The sequence below is a fragment of the Rickettsia africae ESF-5 genome, from assembly GCF_000023005.1.
GTDB classification, from domain to species: Bacteria; Pseudomonadota; Alphaproteobacteria; order Rickettsiales; family Rickettsiaceae; genus Rickettsia; species Rickettsia rickettsii.
The window spans coordinates 1,050,803-1,074,871 of sequence record NC_012633.1 but is presented as its reverse complement, the minus strand read 5'-3'; the positions used below and the strand labels follow the sequence as shown (position 1 = coordinate 1,074,871).

Below are 24,069 nucleotides of genomic sequence, written 5' to 3'. Positions count from 1 at the left end.
CTTGACCAGCCTTGTTGCATGGCTTGAAAAACCTACTCAATGTTATTCCCGCGGAAGCGGGAATCCAGAGTAAAGCGAGATAAATCGAGCTTTTCAAAAAATCTTTAAAGTACTGGATTCCCGCTTCCGCGGGAATGACATCCTGAACATTCGTACAACACATGGTCAGGTTACTGAGTGACCAAGATACAACAACGCCCTAATTTCCTGAAACAGTAGAATATATCCCATTCTCTTTCCTAATAATATCATATCGTCTCTGAGCTACTCCATCGATGAAATAAATATTACCGGATAAACCTATATAAGGTTGTCTACTGTTCATTCTATTTAAAAACCTTTCAGATGCAAATTCATTGCCTATATAGTTTGCAGTCATACGTCCTAAATCATAAGAAAGAAGATGCATGAAGCCCATATGGTTAATACCTAAGTCTTTTGCCCTATCCGGAACGTTGCTATTGAGTAAATTTAAAGAGCCGGTAAAGCTAATATCGATATTTTCAGGGTAATCGATATCAATACGATGATCACCGATTAAAATAGCCTTTTTATCTAAATTATATTTACGAATACTATCAGCAAGTAGGTTTAAATTTTTTGGATCGTCTGATAGATAAATAACCGGTTTTGTTGTGTCGCTATGTTCATTTATAATATCGGTATTGTCTGAAATATTTCTTGCGGCTTTTGCTATAGATTCAGGATTATCCTCATAAAATTCAGTGCGTGATAATGATGCATTGTTCTGAATCAATATATTTTGCATTACTTGACTAATAGTTTGCGAATGCTTCCCTTTAGGTAATAATGCCATAAAATCTTTATGGTTGTTACTTGCGTAATAATTAATGATACGTATCAGTTGTTTTAAAGGTGCATGACCGAATACAAATAATTTATCTTCTGCAAGAGCCGGATTATTTGACATAGTTATTATAATAATATCATTTGCCTTTGCTTTTTCGGCTATTAGAGAGGTAAAGTTAGAATATAGAGGACCTAAAATAATCTTAGTTTTACGTGCTACTATTTTATCCATAGCAGCTAAAACGTTTTTTTCGTCTGAACCATCGTAAGAAGTAACATGTATGTAAGATTTGATTCCGTCGTTAAGTCCCATTTTAATTAAATCTTTATATTGTTTCCCGACAATACTATCAGGACCCTGATTTGGCATTAAAATTGCAATCTCAATTTCTGTTTGTTCTTTTTTAGGAAAACTTATAGGTTCTTCTTTAGGAGTTTGACAGGACGTTAAATATATCAAGCAAAAAAATGATAGAACGATTCGTAGTTTATGTTTTATACTAGCCATAATGTTACTTAAAATTAAAAAACTATGATTAGATATCTTTCCAAACCGGCATTATATATTGTTTCAACACCGATCGGTAATTTTGAAGATATAACGCTTCGTGCTATATCGACTTTAAAAAATTCGGATATTATCTTATGCGAGGATACTAGAATATCACAAAAATTGCTAGCAAAACATGATATTCATACAAAATTACAAATTTATAATGATCATAGTGACGAGAAAGATAGAGAAAATATCATAAGTTTAATAAAATCGGGCAATATAATAAGCTTAATTTCTGATGCGGGGACTCCTTTAATTTCCGATCCCGGCTATAAGTTAGTTAGAGGTATACGCAATCTTAATTGTCATATAGACGTAGTACCGGGAGTATCTGCACCGGTTACTGCTCTAACTTTATCGGCTCTTCCTACTGATCGATTTTTATTTCACGGGTTTTTACCTAAAACTATAGAAAGTAAGAAAAAGATTTTTTCTGAACTAGTAAATCTTAAGGCTACTTTGATTTTTTTTGAAACGGCTCCTCGTTTGATAAATACTTTATCGGTAGCTAAGGAAATACTAGGAAACCGAGAAATATGTGTAGCTCGTGAGTTAACTAAACTGTATCAAGAAATAAAAACAGGGGATATAGATGAAATAATAGAGTTCTATCAAAATAATATTTTAAAAGGTGAGATAGTATTGTTGATTTCAGGAAATATACAGGAACAAAACCAACACAAAAATTTAGAAAAATTTATAGAACTTTGCTTAAGTAAAAACTTAAGTAGCAAAACTACTACCGAACTTGTTTATGACAAATTCAAAGATGTTTATAGTAAAAAAGAGATATATAGATTGGTGAATAAGCAAAAGATTTAATATAAATTTATAGTAGAATATTTACCTCAGAATATGCTAAAATAAAGAGAAAATCACATTCAGTAACATAATAATATGTCAAAAGTTAATCCGAGAGTAGATTTAGCATTTAAAAAAATCTTCGGAGTAGAAGAGAATAAAGATTTATTGATATCGCTTATTAATTCAATAGTAAGTGAGAAAGATCAGATTGTAGAAGTAACATTACTTAATCCGTATAATCCAAAGAATTTTAAAGCCGATAAACTATCTATACTTGATATAAAAGCCAAAAGTAAAAGCAGTAAAAGGTATAAATCGAAATCCAAGTAACCGATGAAGTGGATTACGATAAAAGAGCTTTGTATTACTGGGCGAAAATGTATACGGAGCAACTGAAAGAGGGATCAGATTATGTGGCATTAAATAAAACAATAGGGATACACATACTTAATTTTACCAGTATTACAGATACAGATGAATATCATAATTCTTTTCAGTTAAAGGAAATAAAAAGTGGTTTAGTATATTTTAAAGATATAGAGTTACATACGATAGAGATTAATAAATTTGCTAAGCATCCTAAGGAGGAGTTATCTGATGTTGTCAAGAAAGTTAAAAATGCTTTAGATATATGGCTAGCATTTTAACACGTAACTAGCATTTTAACACGTAATGATTTATTAAATAAAGATAATTTACCGAAAGAATTGGATAATGATGTATTGAAAAAAGCATTAACCGTGCTTGAGGTAATAAATTTAAATGATGCAGAAAGAGAGGAATATGAAAATCGTTTAGAGTGGCTTAGAATTGAAACTAGTGCTTTTAAAAAGATGAAAGAGGAAGGAAGAGCTGAAGGCGAAGCTAGAAGAAATATTGAAATAACAAAAGAAATGCTAATTGATAAAGAGCCTCTAGAAACAATAATTAAATAGAAAAGCTAAAAGCAGAAATCGATGAGGCAGAAAAATAAAAAGTCGTCTGCGATATATACTCCGAGTAAATGAAGAATTGGCAGACGACCCATTATAAAAAACAGTATATTTAGTTAGCTGAGCTGTGAGGACAGCCGCAACCTTTTTGAGGCTTATTGCTTTCTGCCGAATCTTTAAGTTTTTTACCGGCTGCCTGTATATCTTGACCTGCACCTTGCATTGTATTACAAGCACTTGTTAAGAAAGCTACAGCTACTAATATAGAAGTTATAAGTGCTGAACGCATAAATTTTACCTTTATCAAAGTGAGCCTAGATATTATGAAGTAAGCAAAAAATTGTCAACTTGAAAATATATTAAAATTTAAAGTATTTGTACACATCACTTAGCCGTATCTTTATAATCACATAAGATATTTTGTTGATAAAATATTAATTTTTAATATTTCTTTAAGAATTAATATTTAAAAGATTTATCAAATGAAAGAAAAATCAATGATCAATTGAAAGAAGCACTATCTTTTATGCAAGATGGTGTCTTAGATTGTACAAATTTAGAGGGAATAAGCTTACAAGAGATTTTTAATTTTCTTCAAAATCCTTATTATAGTAAAGGATAAAATTATCGCTCTTGATATATCAACCTATGAACATTGGAAAGAAGTAAATGATTTTATTTTGCAATTAAATGATAATTGATCTTTTAAGCCCCAAACTATAGAAATTTATACCTTCTATAGATATATGGAAGATATTTTGAATTTAAGATTAAAAACAGGCATAAATATTACTAATCATATTGATGTTAATATGACAGATCGCAGAAAAGAGGCTTTATTAAAAAAATTCTTAGAGAAATTTAAAAAAATAATTTTACTAAAGATGAAGAACAGTTAAGTCAATTTATAAAAGCTGTATGTAAAGAAGATAAAACCCCGGATGGAATCGAAATGCAATATGGGCGAGCTTTACAGCTTGGTTCTAAGTATAATTTCAGTAAAATAGATAAACAATATTCTGATTTACAGGGTATTTTTAAAAAGTTACAAGAGACACAAATACAAAAAGTAAATTCAGAAATTCATCATTATAAACAGGAAGATGACTTACATTTTTATATGGTAAAAGTCAACGGAGCGAATATGTCTGCTTGGCAAGATTTTTTGGGTAAGCAGAGTAGCTTTCAAAGTTCTTATCAAGGTAATGATCTGGTGATAAAAATTTTTAAGGGGAAGTATGCCTTTTCCGCTAGCTTAGATTATCATGATCAAGGCTTAACCGATGTATTATGTAGCCTTTGTTTCCAATAAAATATGACTCGCGTGATACTTCATCTATAGAGATGTTTATAACCATGCTGACTTCTCAAAATGCAAGCTTTATTTCGCATTCTGGTATAGCAAGACTTCCAATATATCAAGAAAAACCTTTTATTATAAAACATAAAAATCTTGCAGTTAAACTTCATAGTTTTATTGCCGCCTGTGCCAGAGATATTTATTCTAATAAAAAAGAATATATGATTACTGTACCGGTAAAAGAAATGACACAAATAATTCTTAAAGAATATGAGAAAAAAGGAGTTTTAGATAAAATATATATAGGATATCAGCAAGAAAATTTAGATAATAAACAAACCCCTATAAAACTTATTGAGGATGATGACAATATTTAGTCTTTATGATAAAAACGGGAATTAACTAGTGCACAAATGGAAGGAGAATTCGCTTGGTTTTGCAAACATCCGTACCTATGCAGGGGGCAAGGTAAAAGGTGCACCGTTCGTTACTTGTCATTTAGAAACATTAGCAACACTTGATCCTAAACCTAATTCTATAGAACATGAATATTATTCAGAAATAATTGGTAATTTATAAGATTTACTATAACTCTTATTTAAGGTTAAAATAATAATCGCAATACTCTTTAATAGGGCAGATGTCGCAATCAGGTTTTCTAGCTTTGCATATATATCTGCCGTGCAGAATTAGCCAGTGATGGGCATGCGTTAGCCATTTTGTATCGATAATCTGCAGTAGCTCTTTTTCTACTATTTCAGGAGTACCGCCTTTAGCAAGCCCGATTCTGTTGGCTACTCTAAAGACATGCGTATCAACTGCCATTGTAGGCATGCCGAATAAGCAATTTAGTACAACATTAGCAGTTTTTCTGCCAACGCCCGGTAGTTTAATTAATGCCTTAAAATCATTCGGTACTGAAGCTTGATAATTACTTATCAATATTTTACATAATGCGATAATATTTTTTGCTTTGCTGTTAAATAGTCCTATAGATTGTATATATTTTTTAAGTCCTTCTTCGCCGAGTTCTAAAATTTTTTCTGGTGTATCATAAGTTGCAAATAAAGATTTAGTTGCTAAATTTACTGATATATCGGTGGCTTGAGCAGATAATATTACCGCTACTAATAAGGTAAAATCATTCTTATATATTAATTCGGTTTTCGGATTGGGATTATTCTTGCTAAAAATCTCAAAAATTTTATTAACTATTTGTGCTTGCATATATTGCTATAGAAAGTGTATTTTAGAAGATAAATTATTGAGTCTTAAAATGCTAGAAAATAAAAATTTTAAATTTATAGAAAATGAGATAAAAAATAATAAAGTAGTATTGTTCATGAAAGGTATTAAAAAGTCGCCTGCATGCGGATTTTCAGGAACCGTAGTAGCTATTTTGAATAAATTAGGTGTAGAATTTCGTGATATTAATGTACTTTTTGATGCTGAATTACGTGAAGATTTAAAAAAATTTAGCGACTGGCCGACATTCCCACAATTATACATTAACGGAGAATTAGTCGGCGGGTGTGATATTGCTAGAGAGTTATATCAAAGTGGAGAACTTGAGAAGATGTTGAAAGTGTATACTCGGTGAATTTCAAAAATTGGCGTATTCGTCTAGTAAGTTCTGTGGTGTTCACGTATTCAGTATACGCTCCGCTCCTCGCCTTGCAGACTCCTTGCTCTTTTTGAAATTGACCTTTACTACTACTCAACCTTAATATTTTAAGTACATAAACATATAAAAACATGAGCAAATATTTAGAATACCCCGAAGTAGAAAGTAAAGAGCAGCCGCCGAAGAAGCTAGTAGTATTACTGCACGGTGTCGGCTCGGACGGACATGATTTAATAGGACTTGTGCCTTATATCAAAAATTATTTACCCAATTGTCATTTTATTTCCCCGCATGGTATCGAGGCTTATGATATGATGCCTTATGGTAGACAATGGTTTAGTTTGCAAGACCGCAGCCCGCATATTATGGCAAAGCTAATTGCAAATAATATTTCTAAGGTTGAAGATATAATAAAGCAAAAGCAGGACGAGTTAAATCTAACCAACAAAGATACTATCATTATTGGCTTTTCTCAAGGTACGATGATAGGATTATATTTAACACTAGTTCAAAAAGAGCCGTTTTGCTGTACTATAGGTTTTTCGGGTGCATTAATTCCACCTATGGAAGTGAATAATAAGCTTACTCCTATATGCTTGATTCATGGGGAATTAGATGAGGTGGTCGGTGTTAGCGAGATGTATAATGCTTCAAACTATTTATCTAAGCTGCATATAGAGCATAGCGGACATAAATTAACGTCTCTTGCGCATTCAATAGATGGACGGGGGCTTGAGATTGCGATTAATTTTATAAATAACCATCATTGCGAGCAGCCGTAGGCTGCGTGGCAATCTCAGGATTTTGGTATGAGATTGCTTCGTCAAAATTTTCAATTTTTCCTCGCAATGATGATTAGATATCCACACAACAAAACCAAAAAAATATGAGGATGAATGAATATTTTTAATAATAATTTACACGAAACGGATAAAGAGATTAATGAAATAATAAAGCATGAAAAGCTACGTCAAAGTAGCGTAATCGAGCTTATTGCATCAGAAAATTTCGTAAGTCCTGCTGTGCTTGAAGCTCAAGGGGCGCTTCTGACTAACAAATATGCTGAAGGATACCCAAGTAAGCGATTCTATAACGGTTGCGAGGAAGTAGATAAAGCTGAAAATTTAGCTATAGAACGAGTAAAAAAACTCTTTAACTGCAAATATGCAAATGTCCAACCTCATTCAGGATCACAAGCAAATCAGGCTGTATATCTTGCTTTATTACAGCCGGGTGATACGGTTCTTGGTATGTCCTTAGATAGTGGCGGGCATCTAACGCACGGTGCAGCTCCTAATATGTCTGGTAAATGGTTTAACGCCGTTTCTTATAGCGTAAATAAAGAGACTTATTTAATCGATTATGATGAGATTGAACGCTTAGCGGATTTGCATAAACCAAAATTACTTATAGCCGGTTTTTCTGCTTATCCTCGTAATATTGATTTTGCAAAATTTAGAGAAATCGTGGATAAAGTAGGAGCTTACTTTATGGCAGATATTGCTCATATTGCAGGACTTGTTGCCACAGGTGAGCATCAAAGCCCTATTCCTTATGCTCATGCTGTTACCTCTACTACTCATAAAACACTTAGAGGTCCAAGAGGCGGTTTAATTTTATCTAACGATGAAGCGATAGGTCACAAAATAAATTCTGCATTATTTCCAGGACTACAAGGTGGTCCGTTAATGCATATAATAGCTGCAAAAGCCGTAGCTTTTTTAGAAAATTTGCAGCCTGAATATAAAAGTTATATTCAGCAGGTAATAAGTAACGCTAAAGCTTTAGCAAGTAGCTTGCAAGAAAGAGGATATGATATATTAACAGGTGGTACCGATAATCATATTGTTTTAGTGGATTTGCGTAAAGACGGAATCACGGGTAAGCTTGCCGCAAATTCTTTGGATAGAGCAGGGATTACGTGTAATAAGAATGCTATCCCGTTTGATGAAACTTCGCCTTTTATCACTTCAGGTATTCGCCTTGGTACTCCCGCATGTACTACTAGAGGTTTTAAAGAAAAGGATTTTGTATTAGTCGGTCATATGGTAGCAGATATTTTAGACGGCTTAAAAAATAATGAAGATAATAGCGCTCTTGAGCAGAAAGTATTAAATGAAGTGACAAAATTAATTGAATTATTTCCGTTTTATGGCTAATTTAAATAAACGACCTGATTGGATAAAAGTAAAAGCTCCTAATTCTACAGAGTACTATAATACAAAGGATTTAATAAAGAATCTGAGATTAAATACTGTGTGCGAGGAAGCTGCTTGTCCTAATATTGGTGAGTGCTGGTCAAAAAAACATACAACTGTGATGATTTTAGGTTCGGTTTGTACTAGAGCTTGTAGGTTTTGTAACGTTAAAACGGGTAGACCGGATTTACTTGATCCGTATGAACCGCAAAGGTTAGCGGAGGCGGTACAAAAGCTAAATCTTAAGCATGTAGTAATTACTTCCGTCGATCGTGATGATCTTGAGGATGGCGGAGCGTCACATTTTGCGGAGTGTATTAGCGAAATCCGAAAATCATCGCCAAATACTACTATTGAGATTCTAACACCCGATTTTTTAAGAAAAGAAGGAGCAGCTGAAATAATAGCAAACGCAAAACCTGACGTTTTTAACCATAATGTCGAAACAGTACCGTCTTTATACAAAACGATTAGACCAGGGGCTAGATATTATAATTCTTTAAGCTTACTTCATAATATTAAAAAATTATCTCCTGAAATTTTTACAAAATCCGGTATGATGGTAGGACTTGGGGAAGAAATAAATGAAGTAGTACAGGTTATAGATGATTTAAGAGAAGCAAAGGTTGATTTCCTAACTATCGGGCAGTATCTGCAGCCTACCAAAAATCATGCTGAGGTCGCAAAATATGTTACGCCGGAAGAGTTTAAATATCTAGAGCGAGTAGCAAAAACAAAAGGATTCTTGATGGTTTCGGCAAGCCCGCTAACCCGTTCTTCATACCATGCCGATGAGGATTTTCAAAAATTAAAAGAGAATTACCAACAAAAACTGATGTCTTAAAATATCATGCTTATTGCCTGTGTGGTCAGTTTTCATAGCTATTATCTTTGTTTACTAAAGTAAATAATCCTTATGTTGATTAATTTATATATATGATAGCATACGTGTAACACACGTGTATACGAGTATTTTATGCAGAAGAAATTGACAATTACTATAGATGAAGCGGTTTATTATAGGCTTTATTCTGTAATAGGTGAACGTAAAATTAGCAAATTTATTGAGCAACTTGTAAAACCTTATGTAATTAATGAGAAGCTTGGAGCCGCTTACAAAGCCATGGCTCAAGATACAAAAGCTGAGGAGAAGGCCAATGAGTGGGTAGAAGGGTTAATAGAACGCGATTTTTATGAAAAGAGCTGAGGTATGGTGGTCGACTTTAATCCTTTGTTAGGTGGGAAGTCACTAAGGTAAGACTGGCAATAATTACTCAAATGCTTCATTAAATCGTGTGCAAGTAATACCTTTAACTAGTAACATCGATAAATGCTATCCTTGTGAAGCCTACGTAATGATAGGTAGCAAAAAAGGTAAAGCCATGATTGATCGAATAATGACAGTAAGCAAATTAAGATTAAAATCTAAAATTAACGTTATCTCTAATGAAGATATACAGCTTTTAAAATATGCTCTTAAGTTACAGCTAAGTCTATAACGACTATTTATTCAATATTTGGTACAATGATAAACGTAGAAATTGTAAGAAACTACAACAAATGGCGTGAGTATAAGCAGATAAATAAGAGTTTAATCAAAAAAATAACTCAAAATATTTTATTGCGGTTTGATAATTTTAGTAAAATAAAACAATTTGAATTATCAATTTTACTAACGAATGCTGCAGAAATATTGACCTTAAACAAACAATTTCGTAATATAGAAAAAGCTACTAACGTTCTTTCTTTTCCAAGCAACGAATTAAATTGGCAGGATTTATATTCTAAACTTGAATTTTTAGATGATTCTGATTATATGCATTTAGGTGATATAGCATTTTGTTATGAGGTAATATATAACGAATCGTGCGAGCAGCACAAAACTTTTGAGAATCATTTTATTCATCTTTTAATACATAGTATTTTACACTTAATTGGTTTTGATCATCAAAATGACACAGAAGCAAATATTATGGAAAATCTAGAAATTGAAATATTATCATATTTCGGTATTTTCCCTCCTTATTAACTAAATAAAAAAATTTATGTTAAAATCTTCAAAAAAAGAAGATTCTAGTAAAAAAAATCAAAATAATAAGTTAATTTTTACTGTACGAAAATTATTCTCTCCGATAAAAAATTTTTTTAGAAAAACAAAAACGCCCGATAATTTTTTTGGTGTCATAAAACGCCTTAAAATTAATAGCCAAAAAATGACTTTAGACGAGCGTAATATTTTAGCTAATTTATTGGAGCTAGAAGATAAAACTATTGAAGATATAATGGTACCGCGTTCCGATATTGCGGCAATAAAATTAACTACGAATCTAGAAGAATTAAGTGAGTCTATTAAGTTAGAAGTCCCACATACACGAACTCTTATATATGATGGTACTTTGGATAATGTAGTAGGGTTCATTCATATCAAGGATTTATTTAAAGCATTGGCTACAAAGCAAAACGGTCGTTTAAAAAAGCTTATACGTAAGCATATAATTGCAGCTCCTTCTATGAAATTATTAGATTTGTTAGCAAAAATGCGTCGTGAGAGAACACATATTGCAATAGTTGTTGATGAGTATGGCGGTACTGACGGTTTAGTTACTATTGAAGATCTGATAGAAGAAATAGTAGGACGAATAGATGATGAGCATGATCAGCAATTAGATAGCGATAATTTCAAGGTTATTAATAACTCAACAATTATTTCAAATGCACGTGTTGCAGTAGAAGTGCTTGAAGAAATAATAGGAGAAAAGCTACACAATGATTATGATGAATTTGATACGATAGGTGGATTAGTATTGACTAGAGTCAGTAGTGTTCCGGCTATCGGTACTAGAATAGATATTTCAGAAAATATTGAAATTGAAGTTACAGACGCAACTCCTCGTTCTTTAAAACAAGTCAAAATTAGACTAAAAAACGGTTTGAATGGTCAATGAATACGAATTTAGAGTCGGTGTGTCCTCTAAATTCGTTAAAAATATTTTATTATTATATTGCAGCTTGTGCTTCATTTCCTATCATCGGACTTTCTTGCGAAGTTGCGCCTGTATAATGCTCATATGCTAGCATTGCTCCCATTGTTGCTACTATATCGGCACCACATTTGAGAATAAAAGCCGGAGATTTAAGTAAATCACCTGCTATCACATAAATTCCAACAGCACATGCTCTTACTACTGCAAGCTTACCATACCAAGGGGTTGGTATCATCACTTCTAAATAATTCGACTATTTTGTTAAGCATAAAAATAAACCTAATTAGTTAATATTAAATTTTAGTTATGCGATATATAACTAAACATTAACTAATTGTCAATGATAATTACCATGAAACATGGACAATATAATTTTATGCAATTATTGTCATTTGACTTAGCAGAGAAATTTGAGTTAAATATCAAAGCTCTATACATAAAAAATTATCATTATGAATGAATTATATATTAAACTACAAAATTACAGTAGTACATATCCTGAAGAAATTGTTACAAAAACAAAAATGCTTGAATTTTTAAATGAATATGAAAACCCTTTTAGCTGAGATTTACAAATAGGACATTTCACTGCTTCGGCTTTTTTACTTAATAATGATAAAACTAAATTTTTATTGATGCACCATAAAAAGCTTGATAAGTGGCTTCAACCAGGCGGTCATTGTGATGGAGATAGTAATATATTAAATGTAGCGGTTAAAGAAGCTATAGAAGAATCCGGAATTAATGAAATCAAAACGATAAATAAGGAGATTTTTGATATAGACACCCATTATATTCCGCGAACTCATAAGGAGCCTGCTCATTATCACTATGATGTACGATTTTTACTAAAAACAGTAAATAATGATAATTTTATAAAAAATAACGAATCGAATGAACTTAAATGGTTTAACTTTTCTGATTATTTAAAATTAGATATTGAGCTAGAACGTTCTGTTACTAGAATGATAGAAAAGTTTATGACAATTAACCATCCTGCTTGTTAAATATAAATTATTGCTCTATAATAAATAGCGTTTTTTAAATAAAATGTAAATCAAATGCCATCATCTAGAATTTTTTCATTCCGTAGTAAGAACAAGGAGGATAATACTCCAAAAAATCTAGAAATTACGCATCCAGATTCAATTAATAAGAACAGATATCCGAACTCTCTAGCAGGCGAAGTTGTTACTATTAAACTTAAGGATTAACCTCAGCCTCATAATTTTATAAAGAGTGAAAAAGTTACCCTAACTTCATTTAAACCGCCTTCTTATTAAAGTAAAGACGATATCTTAAAGGATTTTGAGATTTTCTTAGATAATATAGAGACTAAAGCTTTAGGAGAGATTGATTCATAGTAACATCGATAGTTTTATGCTGTAAGGTTCCTAGCTAAAAAGGGCATTACCCGCGTGGATCAAAAAACGCGTTCGGTGTCATACCGTGGCTTGACCACGGTATCTTGGTTACAGACTTGTATTCTTAGATTCCGTGGTCAAGTTGCGGGATGACAATAATTTATTTTATGCTATTTTTTGATATTCAAAATATATTTTTCTTACTGCATAAATCCACGCTAAGCATACAAAAGTAAATACCACCATTAGAATTGGTGAGATTAAGGTAAAAGTAGCGGTTGGAACTAAAGTAAAAATAATAGATTGCACAAGACCGCTAGAGGATTTGCCGACTTTTGCACTTATCACGTCAACCGCAGCTTTACCTTTGGTTTTAAGCTCCTCATCAAGAGGGATATATAACATTTCTCTTGAAGTATCCCATATAGAATATTTAGTACCTTTAGCTAAAATATTTTGAATACCACCGATTGAAACGGCAAGAGCAAGAGGTGACATTAAAACTGCTCCATCAAATAATGATAAAATTTGTTGGTCAAATACGATAAGTACAAAGAACAAAATGCCGGTCACCATTATTATAACCGGTGAAATAACTGCTGCTACAAACCAGTTGTGCATACGCATAATGTTATTACCGATGATGGTCATAACCATTATTGCCACGCCTGTCCAAAGTATATACAGACTGTTAAATTCAGCATAGGTATTTACAGTCGGATATAATTCCTTAATTTTTGCTTTCCATACGGCTTCGACTAAGTTAATAGCAAATCCGAAAGCTGCCGAACAAATTAAAAGTAGCCATAAATATTTTGATTTCGCAATATATTTAAAGCTTTTAATTAGCCCCATACGTTCTGAAGTTGAGCGACCACTTTTTGCTTTAGCATAAAATAACGGATTAGTAAAAACGTTCTTGCTAATAAATCTAACTAACAAACAACAAATAATAGCAACAATTGCCACAATTGTCGTGGATACTTGAACTAAAGTGATTTTACTATCCGAAATACTCATAAACTTCTTAATAATAGTATCTTCCGATGATAGATTCATCATTAAAAAGCCGACTAATATTAAAGAAGAGTTGCCGAATAGCGAAAAGAGAGTATAAAATCTTTTTGCTTCTTCGGTAGTAGTAAGTTCATTAGCAAACTGCCAAAATAATAATACGTAAAAAATATTAGGCCAAAGCTCGGCAAGACTATAATATACTATATAACCCCAATTACCTACTAATGAGATGTACCACTTAAAATGAGGATAACGTTCCATCCAGTCAGCTAGATTATCGGGATGTACATGAAAAATATGAATATTAGGATAGATTACAAAAGTGAATAAAACAAAAAAGCTGATAAAAAATGCACTTAAATAATAAAAGATCTTTTCAAAAGTAAGATAATTAATCATTTTAGCATAAATAATCACGAATAAAGCAGCGGCAGGCGTAACGCAATAAACTTTAGCAAAACCTGCTATTTCTGCACTAATCTCGGAGATTAAAATACTATCTTTTAAGATTCGTAAAACGTTTTGATTAAATAAAATACAAAACATTAAGGTACTCATCGGAATAAACTTTCCGAGTTCGTAATTATGCACAGGCCAAAATGCTGCTCTGAATTTGTTTTTAAACGATCGTGATGAGGTACTTAGCATTATAAATCCCTAAGGACAAAAAAAAAACTTAAGCACTTCAAGATTTTATGAAAAGACATTTCCCCTAAAACTTTAGAGCCTATATACTTGTTATTACATTCTGAAGGTGCTGCACTTATACAATATATTTAGCCTTTTGTCAAGAATTACTAGATACTCTCAATGCTAGATAGTAATAAACTACAGGAATATTGTGACCTTTATAATAATTATACAAAGACACATAATTTAGGTAATTAATATTTAAAATCAGGTAAAATAGTAATGCAAACAGAGCATTATAGGGTGTTGTATTACTCGGCGTTATCCCGTGGTTTGTCCAGAGATTCCAGTAAAAATAAATTAAAAATGGATTCCCGCTTTCGTGAGAATAACAAAGGGGAAGTCAGGAATGACATAGAAAGAAGTCAGGATGACATCAAAACTTTCCTAATCATCCTCTCTATCTTCAACTCACTGGAAATATTTTTTTAGCTCGTGACAAAAGTTTTATTGAAACTTTGAGAAGCTACGGTGAAGTTTATTTAACAGATTGGCTAGAGATTGAGGAACCTAAAGATTTACTAGACGACTATGTGCATAAAATAATCGAAGTAATAGATAATTTGAAAATTAAAGACATTAATTTAATAGGTCATTGTATCGGTGGTAACCTTGCGATAGCTACAAACGTACTTATGCCTAAATTTATCAAAACTCTGACTTTACTTACCTGCCCGTGGGATTTTTCTCATTTTTTCTATATAAGAATGTTGCATCGATATTTAAAACTAGATAGTGGTATAGACAATTTACGATAATTCCTAAAATTCATGTTCAAATTTTATTTTTTCTTTTATTCCCTGATTATTTCAATGCTAAATTAAAAAATTTTTTCTCTATAACTTCCGATAAGGAGCAAGAATTAGCATTGAGAATAGAGAATTGGCTTATGTCAGGTAATAGTATATCTAAGGAGGTTTATAATCAAATTATACAAAATATATTAGATGAAAATATGTTTATAAATCTTAAATGGAAAATCGAATAATTTTATTATTGATCCGAGTTTAAGTCATTGTCCTGTATATATATGGTAGCAGCAGAAGATGATCAAATAGTACCTAAATTTTCCATTTTACCTTTGCAAAAATTATTAAAAAACTCTAAGCTTATAGATGTAGCAGGCGGACATATTAGTTATTTAATAAATGATAAACTAGATAAATTGTTTAAGGAGTACACATTATGACAAAACTGGTTTATATAACTTATGCGAAAAGGACTACTTTTATGTGCAAAGGACTACTTTCGGCTCGTTTATGGGTAGCCTTAGTACAACGGCTGCACCTATGCTTGCTGCTCATTTAATAAATGATATACTGCAAAACAGCAAAATCGATCCAGCTTTAGTAGGTGAGGTAATCCTAGGACAGGTAATAACCGGTGGTAGCGAGCAGAATCCGGCGAGGCAAACTCTGATTTATGCGGGAATACCGAAAGAAGTGCCGGGCTATACGATTAATAAAGTATGCGGCTCAGGTCTTAAAAGCGTAGTACTTGCAGCAAATTCAATTATGATGGATGATAATGAAATAGTTATAGCAGGTGGGCGGGAGAATATGTCGCTCTGTATGCACGGTAGCTATATCAGAGCAGGAGCTAAATTCGGCGATATTAAAATGGTTGATCTAATGCAGTATGACGGATTAACCGATGTATTTTCAGGAGTATTTATGGGTATTACAGCCGAAAATATCTCGAAACAGTTTAATATTAGCAGACAACAGCAGGACGAGTTTGCCTTAAGCTCTCACAAGAAAGCAGCTAAAGCACAGCTAGCAGGAGTTTTTAAAGATGAAATCTTACCTGTCGAAGTAACGATTAAAAAAACTACTAGTTTGTTTGATCATGATGAAACAGTAAGACCTGATATCAGCCTTGAAATTCTGAGTAAATTACGTCCTGCTTTTGATAAAAACGTTGTAGTTACAGCGGATAATGCTTCCTCTATTAATGACGGTGCGGCATGTCTTATGGTAGTTTCCGAAGAAGTTTTGAAAAAGCATAATTTAACGCCGCTAGCTCGTATTGTTTCTTATGCTTCAGCCGGTGTTGATCCAAGTATTATGGGTACTGCCCCTGTTCCTGCATCCAAAAAAGCTTTAAGTAAAGCAGGTTGGAGCGTTAATGATTTGGAAGTTATCGAGGTTAATGAGGCGTTTGCCGCTCAAAGTATTTATGTAAACCGTGAAATGAAATGGGATATGGAGAAGGTTAATGTTAACGGTGGAGCAATAGCCATCGGTCATCCGATCGGGGCAAGCGGCGGACGTGTACTTATTACTCTGATACACGGCTTACGCAGAGCTAAAGCTAAAAAAGGCTTAGTTACTTTATGTATCGGTGGCGGTATGGGTATGGCTATGTGCGTTGAAGCGGTTTAAATGTGCATTTGACTATATAGGCATTCATTGCTTTATTTGCTAAAGAAGAAAGTTGTATTCATCTGAATTAACTATAGTTCATTGTAATATATATCTGATCTAATATCTCTACAACCTAATAATGCATCATTCCCATCAATTAAACAAGACAATATATAACTTAAGGTAGCTAATTGTATGCTTGGTGACCAGTTTATAGGATTCCAATAAGACCAAATGCTAGACACTATATATTTAATAATTTCCTTATTATTTTGCATTTATTATATCCTATTTGGGTTAAGGAAATATATTAAATGAATTTATAAAATACTAAATTTTATTAAATCATTAATAATTTGGTGATAATTATACACATCTTTATATGCTATAAATAGTAACATTAAAAAGTTGTTTACTTCTTCTAGTTTCATACTTAGGATATTTCTATTTTAAGTGTACACTTCTTTTGATGTACAATCAATCTGATGAACAAATCAAATCTATCCTCGGTGTATGGAAGATTATTGAAGTACTAACTCCTAATAAAAACGAAAATTTAAATAGATATTTTGACATTATTAGAGAACATACCGATAAAAAAGGCAGTTTTAGTTGCAAACTGGATAAGAAAGAAACACTTTGTTCTTAAAAGATGTTTAGTTTGTGGATAAAACAACACTCGGTATTGATCTTGAGAAAAACGAAGTAGCAGTTCATTGGCATATTTATCTCGGTTATTTAAAATGGTCGGAAGCTGCACTTGATCTTTTACAGAAAATCCAAAATATCACTAAATTAGATCAAGAGTTCTTAAATGATTATAATAACCATCAAGATAAGCAAGAGCAACCGACAAACACCTATTGCTGGTTTAACTATAGATGAAAACGGTAAATATATTGAAGGATTGATGGTTATCTCTATTGCTGCTTATGCTCTCGGTAGAATCATGAGAGATGAATTCCAAGAAAAAGAATTAAAAGATTTACCAAATTTTGTAGATAATAATAACAGCCTAATAGAGGAAGTATTTTCAGAAAGTGAGAGAATATATTTTAAGGATAAAAAGCAAGATTCTTGAGTTAAAACTCTAGATTTAAAAATGAGTAATCTTATGATTGATCTTGTAGTGCAGAAGTTAGAAATTGACAAAAAATATTTATTTAGCCGCTCTGAAATATGCTTAAGAAGAGTTACCTCGCATAAAAAGAAAAAAGATAAACCGGTAATTTATAATTTTGCCGCTCCTTCCTTAGAAATGTTTAATAGTTTTTTTCTAAGACCATTAGATTTTGTACGAAGTAATATAGAAAAATTTGACTCGGAATCAGCAATTGCCAAATATCTCGGTAAAGAAGATAAGCCGGATTCCATAGATGTTTTAAAGCATCAAGAAAGTCTACAAGAACTGTTATCTCCATTTATGATGCAACCGATGCGTTGGTGTTCATCGCCGAGTCACTCTCTTGCGGTACTGCAAGCTGTGGCGATTAATGTGGTATTACCCTCTTTTCAGGAAAGCTTTTTGCTGTTAATGGTCCACCTGTACAGGAAAACCACTATACTTTTTGATCTTATAGCAAATATCTATGTAGATCGTGCTTCTTATTTAGCAACTTTAGAAGATCCTAAGGAGGGGTTTCAAAATAAAAAATCTTCCTTACATACACCAAATTTTGATTATCATGTTAATTCTTTCAAACCGGAATTACAAACTTACGGTATGGTTGTTGCATCATCTAATAACAATGCCGTTGAAAATATATCTAAAGAAATATCGTTATATAGTAAAATAGATAAGCTATATCATAAAGATTTAAGTTATTTTAAATAACTTTTATTGAAAGAGGAAAAAGAGAAAGATAGGGGTATATTTGCTGCGGTGCTCGTTAATCATGGAAATAAAAAGAGATTTTCAAATAAGTTTTGGAAATATAAAGATGAAGAAGAAAACGATGATAAGAATGATGAAAAACATACAATGCTGCAATATCTTAATCTGCTAGTTAATAATAAATGTAGAGATAAAGCCCCTGCACATTTTAAACCTGAGTATTGTAATTCTATAGATGAAATTAATAATGAATGGAAAGAAGCGTGTGCTGGTTTTAACAATTTATACAGTGAAATTCATGAAGTTTATGAAAATATTGCATCAGTTATTGAATTTAATAAAAAGAAAAGAGAGTTAATTAAGGAAGAGGATTGATATATGCAGAAAAAAAGAAGAGTAAAATGAGTTAGAATTAGAGCTTGATTATAAAAGCTCTAAAAATACTTAAAATTGATTGTGAAATAAAATTATTAAATTTGGTTTTTTTTTGAAAAAATTCATGCATTTTTTAAAACCGCAAAATACAATTTTTGCTATGAGCAAAAACGGGATTTAATTAAGCTAAAAAATAAATCTTCAGAAGAAATTGACCGGATAAAAACTGATATTAAGAATATTAAAGCTGCAATTAAGAAAATTGAAGCTTCTGTAGAAGAAATAAAACAGCTTAACGACGATATAAGCTTGGCTATCGTAAGTTTAAAAGATAAATATTTCAATATTAAGGATTTTGAAGAAAATTTATTTTGGAAAAATTGGCAAGAAAATTTTTAACTTACAAAATTGTTTGGCAAAATTTCTTTATGGTCATACCTGTTGTGTCTACAACTTTTCACTCATTCGATAAAATGTTGACAACATCCGAACATAATGCAATTCCTTGGTTATTTATTGATGAAGCAGGGCAGATACCGTCACAATACGCAGCTAGTACTATTTACAAATCAACAAAAGTCGTAGTAGTCGGTGATCCGCTGCAAACAGATCCTATTTCTATATTAAAGCAAGATTTAATCAAATTATGTGAACATTTTAAGGTTTCATATCCTAAGTGGTCACCTTCGGAAGTTTCATTGCAAAACCTAGCTGATCGTAATTCTTTATATCAAACAAAAATAGATGATGTTACGGTTAGTTTTCCTTTATGAGTGCATAGAAGATGCCAAAATCTGATGTTTAAAATATGTAACAAAATAGCTTACGGTGACAAAATGATTTTTGCTACCTCTGACTGTAACTCTGATATTAGAACGATTTTAGGTACTTCAAAATGGATAGATATAAAAGATAATAAGGTTCAACGTTATAAATATGAATCGGAAGCCGAATTTCAAAAATTACTAGAGTTATTAAAACCAAGTATTAAAAGAGAAAAATGGGGATGATTTGCTCAAACAAATTGACATCCTTACAATGTATAAAGATTACAGCGAATCTATTCGTAGAAAATTGAATGAAATATATGACGATTCAAGATATGAGAAAACAATTCAAGTATTTGGATATAAAAATATCGCCACTATTCATGCATTTCAAGGCACAGAAAATGATACGGTAATAAAATACTACTAGGAGCTCAGCATCCTCTTGATAAAGGTGCACGAAATATAATGACGCAAAAGCCAAACGTTTTAAACGTCGGTATTAGCAGAGCTAAAAATAACCTTTATATTATCGGTAGCCTTGAGATTTGGCTGAAACATAAATATATGCCGGAAATCTATAATATGCTTGGTGATAAAGATTATACTTAGATCGCACTACAAGAATTGGTTAACTGTCTAGACTGGGGGGGTACGTTATGCAAACCCTTAACCAGTTTAGATTAGCCTTGATTCAGGCTACGCTTAGGCCTGTTTATGCATTAGTACCAGCTCCAAATATTTAGTTTAAATATTATATCCCATGCTCATTAGTCCGGCTAAAATAAGCTCCTTATCATCATTATTAATTGCTTCGTAGATTAAATTAGGGCTTAGTAATGTAGTGGCCACTTGTAGCAATTCTGGATTATTGAAAAGCGGTTGGTAATAAATCCTTTGCTATAAATGTAATTATACTAGTGTATTCGTTTTTTTCTTGAAGTATTATTGTCTCAATTTTCTTTCTTAAATCTATAACTGTTCCTTTAGTAATTTTGCCATCTAAAAGTTTCCCCATCCAGTTTGTTATTTGCTCTATACTAACATTGTTTTCTAAAGTTTGTACTTTACTTGATATTTCGTTTATTTGTGTTTGTATCACTGCACTATCTTTAATGTTAGCAGTTTCTAATTTCGTAATTATTTTTTACTGTTGCGTTGAATATATTTAACTTTTGTTGCGTTTGTTTTTCTGCCATTTCATTAACTTCATCTTCTAAATCTACAACTGTCCCCTCGGTAATTGCATTTCCTATAAGTTCTGTTATACTTTGAGTTATATTTATTATGTCGTTTTTATCTGTTAGCTTCTGAACATTATTAAGTATTCTATATAAGCTATTCTCTCTATGGGCTTGTCTGCTTCATCAATATTAGTACTATTTTGTAAGTTAAAAATTATCTTGCCTATTATTTGGTAAATATTTGCTTCCTCTGCAATAATAAGTTTTTCGTCCTCGTTGTTATATATATATTTGTTTTATTGAATTGATTATTTAGCTCATTTACTCTTAAAGTTAATAAGTCATATATATTTTTAAAATTATTTTTTATAACTAAATTTAATACTGTTTCACCTTTATTATTAACATGATGAATAGCTTGAATAGTCGTTCTAGGTATTAATATAACTCACAAACCCTTTCTAAACCCTTCCATACAGCTAAAGTTAAGGCTATAGTACCATAAGTTTTGGTAATAGTATTAATAGCCGGATCGCTCATTAGAGGGATTAGTTGCATGCATACTTTACTTAAGCCTTTACTAGCATTTACTAGCAGCATAAGTTAAAACCGTTTCACCATTGCTATTAATAGTACTAATAGCCTGATTAGACATTTTAGAGATTAGTTGCAAACTTTATCTAATCCTTTATAAGCAGCTAAAGTTAAAGCCGTATCGTTGTTATCGTCTATCTTGTTAAGCGTGTCACCGTTTAGCTCTTTAACTAAATTTTCTGCTTCTTCTTCCGTACTTTCTTTTATTACTAAAATTAGTTGATTATATTTTAGCTCATCAAGCTTGAGGTTTTGCTGTTGTTTTTCTTGTTCGTCCAATAGTTTTCTTTTTTCTTCCTCTACTTGTTGTGTTTCTAGTTCTTGCTTTTGCTGTTCTTCATATTTCTTTTCTGCTTTTTTTGGTTATAGTTTTATTTCTGTACAGATATTCATTAATTATTTTAAATGTTGCCTCGCCTATGTTGTTCCAAGAAAGATAAAGCGACGTTAAAGATTTATTAGCTTTAAGTGCTGCAGCTAAATCTTTTGCTTGTTCATCAGTTATATTTTTATTACTAAGGTCACTTGTTGTACTTTCTTTCGGATAATCTTTTGTGCCAGTTTGTTTTAAAAATGTTTAGTATGAACATAATTATATTCTTATTGAATTCTATAAATTTTAATATTTTGTTAAAAATGAGCTATAGACAGAATCATAATAAGAAACTTTAAGAACGCAATAGAAATTTAACTAAAAGCATAAATAAATTGGAATTGATTTAGGGAATTTTTGAATATATAGAAGATTAAGCGAGATTATTTTAATAAATGATAATAATTACAATTAGTAATTTAATATATTAGTTAATTATTTTAAACAATCAGTTACTACATTTGCAGTAACCGCAACCTCATTAGCAATTGAGGTTGTGTCTGTTGCACTTAAGGATAATGACCGCTCTATTTGCCGGCGTGTTACTAAGTATAGTACCGGACAATTTTTAAAAAGCCCTAGATGTCATCCCTGCGAAAGCAGGGATCCAGGCTAAAAAATCTTAATTTTAAAGATTTTTTATATCATTTTTTTCAAGGTAAAACTTTTAAAAAAGCTTTAAAGTACTGGATTTCCGCTTTCGCAGGAAGGCATTGTTGTGTGGATCAATTTCACCTCTGTCATCCCGTGGTTTTGACCACAGGGTCCATAAAAACAATAAAAAATACTAATAATTTTAGTATTTTTAACTGGATCCCGCGTTCAAGCCACGGGATGACAGAGGTTGAAATTGATCCACACAACAATGCCTCGCGGGAATGACAGTAGCACCTCAAATTGTTTGATTAAATCAGTCATAATTTAATCCTTTAAATAATATCTCAACTACTAAGCTATAATTATTGTAAGTTGAGTATTGAAGTGTTATAATATCTTATGTGGGTTCGTCCTTTCCCACCAATGAGCTGAAGAGGTCGTTTACTGGGTAGCGGGATACGATTTTGTATGTTGTGATTGCGTAGTTAACGCCTTAGATTTATTCCTTAATTTCTGCTATTTTGCATTTCGATTATATACCAGCTACCGGCTTCATCTTTAACCTTTAAATCAAATATGCTTTTTTTCCTTTATTGAGCATAGGTACTTGCTCTATGGGCATAAACTCTATTTCTTTAATTCTAAAACCCTCCTGAAGTTCAAGAACTGCATTGATACATTCCTTTAATCTCTCTAAATCACGAAAGATTTTTTTAAACAAACTATCATTTGTTGGGTCTAAATATCTTTGCATATTAATTACTACTTTTAGTATTGCTTATATTATTTTCTATATTTAGTAATTATGGCTTTTGATATCTTACTTATGTACTTTCCGAATAAACCATAATTTTTTGGTGTGTAATTGCTACTCATATATAAATTCTATTAAACCTAAGGTTACAGGAGATAAACCTTATATTTATATAGTGTATTATAGGTTTTCCTACTTATGATTTAGCAGATTTGTATAATTTATGTTGTAATCAAAAGCTGAAATAGCTAGGTTATTTTGAATAAGTAGAATTTAACTATTGTAAGAAGTAAAAAATGAAAGAACAAAAATTATTTATAAATGAGATGAATTATATAAATCAACACTTGGAAATACAGAAGGAGTACAAGGTTGGTGTTGGGGTTTGTTTCACAAATACGATAGTAGTTTACCTTATGTTTCTTGGCATACTAATGAAGATATAAATGATATAAGAAGGACAGTTTCGCAAGGCGTAAATAATATATTTAATGAAGTAATAGATGGTTTTCGCAACATAAGTGATATAAAATTGGCTACCTTAGAGGAAGTAACACAATTAAAAGATTTAGTAGCAAATGATAAAGTAAAATTAGGATGTACCATGTGTAATAATGGTAGCACAGACTGTAGTAATAAAGAAGAAACGTTGAAATTTTTAAACCTTTATATTTCCGACCCAACCCTTGAGCTTTATTTAAGTCCTCACTCAATTCTGGTAATAGGTGCAATTTTTATACACAAAAACTGAAAAATTTTGGTATAAACAATTAATTCTATTAAAAAAAATTTTTACAAAAAGCCCTCCAATCCCTTATTTTACGAGGAATAGCCCCTAGTTTGTATAGCGTACATATTTTTAGAAAAAAAATGGCTAAAATTGGTGAAATTTGTAGAAAATAACGTATAAGTAACAGAAAATATTAGAGAAAAGTCTAGCATAAAC

At 31.7% G+C, this 24,069-nt stretch carries 36 protein-coding genes and 4 pseudogenes; 30 read left to right on the top strand and 10 right to left on the bottom strand.

Features of this window, described 5'->3' with window-relative positions:
- Positions 1–199 precede the first annotated feature (199 nt).
- Positions 200–1,318 carry a penicillin-binding protein activator gene (locus tag RAF_RS05895; RefSeq protein WP_012720002.1) on the bottom strand — a complete coding sequence of 373 codons (1,119 nt, stop codon included), beginning with the start codon at positions 1,316–1,318 and terminating at the stop codon, positions 200–202.
- Between the two features lie 24 nt (positions 1,319–1,342).
- On the opposite strand from RAF_RS05895, the gene rsmI reads away from it, so the two are divergent.
- The 4 genes from rsmI to RAF_RS10135 all read left to right on the top strand — a co-directional run bounded on the left by rsmI (position 1,343) and on the right by RAF_RS10135 (position 3,105).
- A complete protein-coding gene (gene rsmI / locus RAF_RS05890; protein ID WP_012720001.1) occupies positions 1,343–2,188 on the top strand; it encodes a 16S rRNA (cytidine(1402)-2'-O)-methyltransferase in 846 nt (281 codons plus the stop codon).
- 75 nt (positions 2,189–2,263) lie between these two features.
- Positions 2,264–2,500 (top strand): PD-(D/E)XK nuclease family transposase, encoded by a 237-nt coding sequence (locus RAF_RS10440; RefSeq protein ID WP_010977728.1) that lies wholly within the window; start codon positions 2,264–2,266, stop codon positions 2,498–2,500.
- A gap of 8 nt (positions 2,501–2,508) precedes the next feature.
- Positions 2,509–2,817, top strand: a complete 309-nt coding sequence (locus RAF_RS10435) for an Rpn family recombination-promoting nuclease/putative transposase (RefSeq protein WP_041471946.1) — start codon at positions 2,509–2,511, stop codon at positions 2,815–2,817.
- Between the two features lie 60 nt (positions 2,818–2,877).
- Positions 2,878–3,105, top strand: coding sequence for a hypothetical protein (locus tag RAF_RS10135; protein WP_234943894.1), 228 nt, complete (start codon positions 2,878–2,880; stop codon positions 3,103–3,105).
- Between the two features lie 109 nt (positions 3,106–3,214).
- On the opposite strand, the gene RAF_RS05870 is transcribed toward RAF_RS10135, so the two are convergent.
- Positions 3,215–3,391 (bottom strand): entericidin A/B family lipoprotein, encoded by a 177-nt coding sequence (locus RAF_RS05870; protein ID WP_004997492.1) that lies wholly within the window; start codon positions 3,389–3,391, stop codon positions 3,215–3,217.
- Positions 3,392–4,054: 663 nt separating this feature from the next.
- Between RAF_RS05870 and RAF_RS10130 the strand changes: the two genes are divergently transcribed.
- Genes RAF_RS10130 through RAF_RS09510 form a run of 3 tightly spaced genes read left to right on the top strand, consistent with a single transcriptional unit; the run spans position 4,055 to position 4,981 of the window.
- A complete protein-coding gene (locus RAF_RS10130) occupies positions 4,055–4,414 on the top strand; it encodes a hypothetical protein (protein WP_234943893.1) in 360 nt (119 codons plus the stop codon).
- Complete coding sequence (locus RAF_RS05850; RefSeq protein WP_041471945.1) at positions 4,402–4,779, top strand: hypothetical protein; 378 nt, start codon at positions 4,402–4,404, stop codon at positions 4,777–4,779. The genes RAF_RS10130 and RAF_RS05850 overlap by 13 nt, the downstream gene beginning before the upstream one ends.
- 28 nt (positions 4,780–4,807) lie before the next feature.
- On the top strand, positions 4,808–4,981 hold the full coding sequence (locus RAF_RS09510) for a hypothetical protein (RefSeq protein WP_200858172.1): 174 nt from the start codon (positions 4,808–4,810) through the stop codon (positions 4,979–4,981).
- 15 nt (positions 4,982–4,996) lie between these two features.
- On the opposite strand, the gene nth is transcribed toward RAF_RS09510, so the two are convergent.
- A complete protein-coding gene (gene nth / locus RAF_RS05845) occupies positions 4,997–5,629 on the bottom strand; it encodes an endonuclease III (protein WP_012719999.1) in 633 nt (210 codons plus the stop codon).
- Positions 5,630–5,678: 49 nt separating this feature from the next.
- Here nth and grxD point away from each other — a divergent pair, with 49 nt between their 5' ends.
- From grxD to tlyC, 8 genes and pseudogenes are all read left to right on the top strand, one after another.
- Complete coding sequence (grxD, locus tag RAF_RS05840; protein ID WP_041472045.1) at positions 5,679–6,002, top strand: Grx4 family monothiol glutaredoxin; 324 nt, start codon at positions 5,679–5,681, stop codon at positions 6,000–6,002.
- A gap of 155 nt (positions 6,003–6,157) precedes the next feature.
- The gene (locus RAF_RS05835; RefSeq protein ID WP_012719997.1) at positions 6,158–6,808 is read left to right on the top strand and encodes a hydrolase; all 651 of its coding nucleotides are present in this window, start codon (positions 6,158–6,160) and stop codon (positions 6,806–6,808) included.
- 114 nt (positions 6,809–6,922) lie between these two features.
- Entirely contained in the window at positions 6,923–8,185 is a 1,263-nt protein-coding gene (gene glyA, locus RAF_RS05830) for a serine hydroxymethyltransferase (RefSeq protein WP_010977717.1), read from the top strand.
- Positions 8,178–9,068 (top strand): lipoyl synthase, encoded by an 891-nt coding sequence (gene lipA, locus RAF_RS05825; RefSeq protein ID WP_012719996.1) that lies wholly within the window; start codon positions 8,178–8,180, stop codon positions 9,066–9,068. Before glyA ends, lipA begins: the two co-directional genes overlap by 8 nt.
- A 132-nt stretch (positions 9,069–9,200) precedes the next feature.
- Positions 9,201–9,431: a hypothetical protein gene (locus RAF_RS05820; RefSeq protein WP_012719995.1), complete on the top strand. Its 231-nt coding sequence runs from the start codon at positions 9,201–9,203 to the stop codon at positions 9,429–9,431.
- A 70-nt stretch (positions 9,432–9,501) separates the two neighbouring features.
- Positions 9,502–9,723 (top strand): annotated as a pseudogene (locus RAF_RS05815) (type II toxin-antitoxin system PemK/MazF family toxin); the annotation flags it as partial.
- A 26-nt stretch (positions 9,724–9,749) separates the two neighbouring features.
- Positions 9,750–10,253: an rRNA maturation RNase YbeY gene (gene ybeY, locus RAF_RS05810; RefSeq protein WP_012719993.1), complete on the top strand. Its 504-nt coding sequence runs from the start codon at positions 9,750–9,752 to the stop codon at positions 10,251–10,253.
- A 16-nt stretch (positions 10,254–10,269) separates the two neighbouring features.
- Positions 10,270–11,169, top strand: coding sequence for a hemolysin C (tlyC, locus tag RAF_RS05805; protein ID WP_012719992.1), 900 nt, complete (start codon positions 10,270–10,272; stop codon positions 11,167–11,169).
- Positions 11,170–11,221: 52 nt separating this feature from the next.
- Here the strand turns inward: tlyC and RAF_RS05800 are convergent, their stop codons facing one another.
- A complete protein-coding gene (locus RAF_RS05800) occupies positions 11,222–11,443 on the bottom strand; it encodes a hypothetical protein (protein ID WP_041471944.1) in 222 nt (73 codons plus the stop codon).
- 217 nt (positions 11,444–11,660) lie between these two features.
- Here RAF_RS05800 and RAF_RS05795 point away from each other — a divergent pair, with 217 nt between their 5' ends.
- Together RAF_RS05795 and RAF_RS05790 are read left to right on the top strand one after the other, a co-directional pair.
- Positions 11,661–11,774, top strand: coding sequence for a hypothetical protein (locus RAF_RS05795; protein ID WP_014411033.1), 114 nt, complete (start codon positions 11,661–11,663; stop codon positions 11,772–11,774).
- Between the two features lie 9 nt (positions 11,775–11,783).
- The gene (locus RAF_RS05790) at positions 11,784–12,215 is read left to right on the top strand and encodes an NUDIX hydrolase (protein WP_083762126.1); all 432 of its coding nucleotides are present in this window, start codon (positions 11,784–11,786) and stop codon (positions 12,213–12,215) included.
- 522 nt (positions 12,216–12,737) lie between these two features.
- Here RAF_RS05790 and tlc5 read toward each other — a convergent pair.
- Positions 12,738–14,237: a GTP/GDP exchange transporter Tlc5 gene (gene tlc5, locus RAF_RS05785; protein WP_012719990.1), complete on the bottom strand. Its 1,500-nt coding sequence runs from the start codon at positions 14,235–14,237 to the stop codon at positions 12,738–12,740.
- 348 nt (positions 14,238–14,585) lie between these two features.
- On the opposite strand from tlc5, the pseudogene RAF_RS10655 reads away from it, so the two are divergent.
- From RAF_RS10655 to RAF_RS05770, 3 genes and pseudogenes are all read left to right on the top strand, one after another.
- Positions 14,586–15,267 (top strand): annotated as a pseudogene (locus tag RAF_RS10655) (alpha/beta hydrolase).
- 27 nt (positions 15,268–15,294) lie between these two features.
- A complete protein-coding gene (locus RAF_RS10120; RefSeq protein WP_083762125.1) occupies positions 15,295–15,468 on the top strand; it encodes an alpha/beta hydrolase family protein in 174 nt (57 codons plus the stop codon).
- Positions 15,465–16,663, top strand: a pseudogene (locus tag RAF_RS05770) (acetyl-CoA C-acetyltransferase). Before RAF_RS10120 ends, RAF_RS05770 begins: the two are co-directional and overlap by 4 nt.
- Positions 16,664–16,734: 71 nt before the next feature.
- On the opposite strand, the gene RAF_RS08290 reads toward RAF_RS05770, so the two are convergent.
- Entirely contained in the window at positions 16,735–16,923 is a 189-nt protein-coding gene (locus RAF_RS08290; RefSeq protein WP_148206975.1) for a hypothetical protein, read from the bottom strand.
- A gap of 191 nt (positions 16,924–17,114) precedes the next feature.
- On the opposite strand from RAF_RS08290, the gene RAF_RS05765 reads away from it, so the two are divergent.
- The 9 genes and pseudogenes from RAF_RS05765 to RAF_RS10110 all read left to right on the top strand — a co-directional run bounded on the left by RAF_RS05765 (position 17,115) and on the right by RAF_RS10110 (position 20,233).
- Positions 17,115–17,294 (top strand): hypothetical protein, encoded by a 180-nt coding sequence (locus tag RAF_RS05765; protein WP_014411028.1) that lies wholly within the window; start codon positions 17,115–17,117, stop codon positions 17,292–17,294.
- A 14-nt stretch (positions 17,295–17,308) separates the two neighbouring features.
- Positions 17,309–17,530, top strand: a complete 222-nt coding sequence (locus RAF_RS09090; RefSeq protein ID WP_041471942.1) for a hypothetical protein — start codon at positions 17,309–17,311, stop codon at positions 17,528–17,530.
- Positions 17,460–17,726 carry a hypothetical protein gene (locus RAF_RS09085; protein WP_158299174.1) on the top strand — a complete coding sequence of 89 codons (267 nt, stop codon included), beginning with the start codon at positions 17,460–17,462 and terminating at the stop codon, positions 17,724–17,726. The genes RAF_RS09090 and RAF_RS09085 overlap by 71 nt, the downstream gene beginning before the upstream one ends.
- Positions 17,727–17,759: 33 nt before the next feature.
- A complete protein-coding gene (locus tag RAF_RS10115; RefSeq protein WP_234943891.1) occupies positions 17,760–18,479 on the top strand; it encodes a DNA helicase in 720 nt (239 codons plus the stop codon).
- 6 nt (positions 18,480–18,485) lie between these two features.
- Positions 18,486–18,854, top strand: a complete 369-nt coding sequence (locus tag RAF_RS09075) for a hypothetical protein (protein ID WP_041471940.1) — start codon at positions 18,486–18,488, stop codon at positions 18,852–18,854.
- Between the two features lie 101 nt (positions 18,855–18,955).
- Positions 18,956–19,253, top strand: a pseudogene (locus RAF_RS10650) (hypothetical protein).
- Positions 19,254–19,327: 74 nt separating this feature from the next.
- Positions 19,328–19,627 carry a hypothetical protein gene (locus RAF_RS09065; protein WP_234943890.1) on the top strand — a complete coding sequence of 100 codons (300 nt, stop codon included), beginning with the start codon at positions 19,328–19,330 and terminating at the stop codon, positions 19,625–19,627.
- A gap of 24 nt (positions 19,628–19,651) precedes the next feature.
- Positions 19,652–19,864, top strand: coding sequence for a hypothetical protein (locus RAF_RS09060; protein ID WP_041471938.1), 213 nt, complete (start codon positions 19,652–19,654; stop codon positions 19,862–19,864).
- 225 nt (positions 19,865–20,089) lie between these two features.
- Complete coding sequence (locus RAF_RS10110) at positions 20,090–20,233, top strand: DNA2/NAM7 family helicase (RefSeq protein ID WP_016770345.1); 144 nt, start codon at positions 20,090–20,092, stop codon at positions 20,231–20,233.
- A 256-nt stretch (positions 20,234–20,489) separates the two neighbouring features.
- On the opposite strand, the gene RAF_RS05730 is transcribed toward RAF_RS10110, so the two are convergent.
- The 4 genes from RAF_RS05730 to RAF_RS05715 form a co-directional block, all read right to left on the bottom strand.
- On the bottom strand, positions 20,490–20,723 hold the full coding sequence (locus RAF_RS05730; protein ID WP_041471937.1) for a hypothetical protein: 234 nt from the start codon (positions 20,721–20,723) through the stop codon (positions 20,490–20,492).
- A 520-nt stretch (positions 20,724–21,243) separates the two neighbouring features.
- Positions 21,244–21,405 (bottom strand): hypothetical protein, encoded by a 162-nt coding sequence (locus RAF_RS05725; RefSeq protein WP_234943889.1) that lies wholly within the window; start codon positions 21,403–21,405, stop codon positions 21,244–21,246.
- Positions 21,406–21,468: 63 nt separating this feature from the next.
- Positions 21,469–21,678 carry a hypothetical protein gene (locus tag RAF_RS05720; protein WP_049752714.1) on the bottom strand — a complete coding sequence of 70 codons (210 nt, stop codon included), beginning with the start codon at positions 21,676–21,678 and terminating at the stop codon, positions 21,469–21,471.
- A 1,256-nt stretch (positions 21,679–22,934) separates the two neighbouring features.
- Positions 22,935–23,123 carry a hypothetical protein gene (locus RAF_RS05715; protein ID WP_004997554.1) on the bottom strand — a complete coding sequence of 63 codons (189 nt, stop codon included), beginning with the start codon at positions 23,121–23,123 and terminating at the stop codon, positions 22,935–22,937.
- Positions 23,124–23,508: 385 nt separating this feature from the next.
- Between RAF_RS05715 and RAF_RS05710 the strand changes: the two genes are divergently transcribed.
- Positions 23,509–23,874 (top strand): hypothetical protein, encoded by a 366-nt coding sequence (locus tag RAF_RS05710; protein WP_012719988.1) that lies wholly within the window; start codon positions 23,509–23,511, stop codon positions 23,872–23,874.
- The last annotated feature ends 195 nt before the right edge of the window (positions 23,875–24,069 follow it).